The 1,521-nt window shown below is 74.1% G+C and carries 1 protein-coding gene and 1 pseudogene; both read right to left on the bottom strand.

Annotation, left to right across the window (positions count from 1 at the left end; translation table 11 throughout):
* Nucleotides 1-850, bottom strand: a pseudogene (locus Y694_RS21745) (acetyl-CoA C-acyltransferase); the annotation flags it as partial.
* A gap of 38 nt (nt 851-888) precedes the next feature.
* The coding region (locus Y694_RS21740) for a 3-hydroxyacyl-CoA dehydrogenase family protein (RefSeq protein WP_036236672.1) at nt 889-1,521 on the bottom strand (633 nt) is incomplete at its 5' end.

Here is a 1,521-nt window from a genome sequence, read left to right as displayed (position 1 = left end):
GCCACCACGCGCGCGCGCGGTGTGAGGCCGTGGCGGGCCGCACCGGCCTCGTCGGCCAGCAGCAGCGCGCAGGCGCCGTCGTTGAGGCCCGAGGCATTGCCGGCCGTCACCGTGCCGTCGGGGCGCACCACGCCCTTCAGGCGGGCCAGCGCCTCGAGGCTGGTCTCGCGCGGGTGCTCGTCCTTCACGACGACCAGGGGCTCGCCCTTGCGCTGCGGCACCGTCACCGGCGTGATCTCGGCGTCGAAGAAGCCGCGCTGCTGTGCCGCTACCGCCTTGCGCTGCGAGGCCAGCGCCATGCGGTCCTGCGCCTCGCGCTCGATGCCGAATTCGGCGGCCACGTTCTCGGCCGTCTCCGGCATCGAGTCGGTGCCGTGCAGCGCCTGCATGCGCGGGTTGACGAAGCGCCAGCCAGTGTGGTGTCGTGGATCGCGGCGCTGCGCGACCAGGCGTTGTCGGCCTTGGGCATCACGAACGGCGCACGGCTCATGCTCTCCACGCCGCCGGCCAGCATCAGACTGGCCTCGCCGCTGCGGATGGCGCGTGCGGCCGTGCCCACCGCGTCCATGCCGGAGCCACACAGACGGTTGACGGTACTGCCCGGCACCTCCACCGGCAGCCCGGCCAGCAGGCTGGCCATGCGCGCCACGTTGCGGTTGTCCTCGCCGGCCTGGTTGGCGCAGCCCAGCACCACGTCGTCGACGGCCTGCCAGTCGACCCGCGGGTTGCGGGCCATCAGGGCCGCGAGCGGCACCGCGGCCAAGTCGTCGGCACGCACGCCGGACAGGGCGCCGCCGTAGCGGCCGAACGGGGTGCGCAGTGCGTCGCAGAGGTAGGCGTCACGGATCATGATGAAGTGCTGGAAGGGGGTCGTCGATCGCCGGGGGCTCAGGTCGCGGTCGCTTTCCGCAGCCAGGCCTGTTCGCGCAGCGCGGGGCTCGTGCGGTAGCGCTCGCCGCGGTAGTGGGTGTCCAGGCGGTCGAGCAGCGCGACCACCTGGCGCACATCCCAGTCCGCCAGCCATTCGAACGGGCCGGCCGGATAGTTGACGCCGAGCTTCATCGCCAGGTCGGCGTCCGCGGCGCTGCACACGCCCTGCAGCACGGCGTCGGACGCCTCGTTGATCAGCATCGCCAGCGTGCGTGCGACCACCAGGCCCGGCACGTCGCGCAGCCGCTGCGGCTGCCGGCCTGCCGCCTGCAGGCACTGCGCGGCGCGCGCCTGCCAAGCCGTGCTTGCGCTGCCGCTGGCGCTCCAGGCGAGTGCACCGTCGCTGTCGGCGGCCGGCGTGCGGTCGAACAGCGCGAGGTCGCTCACCGCGTCCTCGGCAGCCACCTGCGCGGCCAGCCGGCCGTCGGTCTCGCGCAGCTGGGCGCCGTCGAGTTCGAGGCCGTTCCAGGGACTCTCTTCCACCCGCTCGAAGTTCCGGCCCTCGCGTGCCAGGCCGTCGAGCCAGCGCTCGACCAGCGCGCCGCGGCCGTGCAACGGCAGTGCGCGGCGTCGGGCAGCGCGACGCCGCGC

The sequence above is a fragment of the Methylibium sp. T29-B genome (assembly GCF_000576225.1).
GTDB classification, from domain to species: Bacteria; Pseudomonadota; Gammaproteobacteria; order Burkholderiales; family Burkholderiaceae_C; genus Methylibium; species Methylibium petroleiphilum.
The sequence above is the reverse complement of the archived record's forward strand: the minus strand, read 5'-3'. Positions and strand labels throughout refer to the sequence as shown.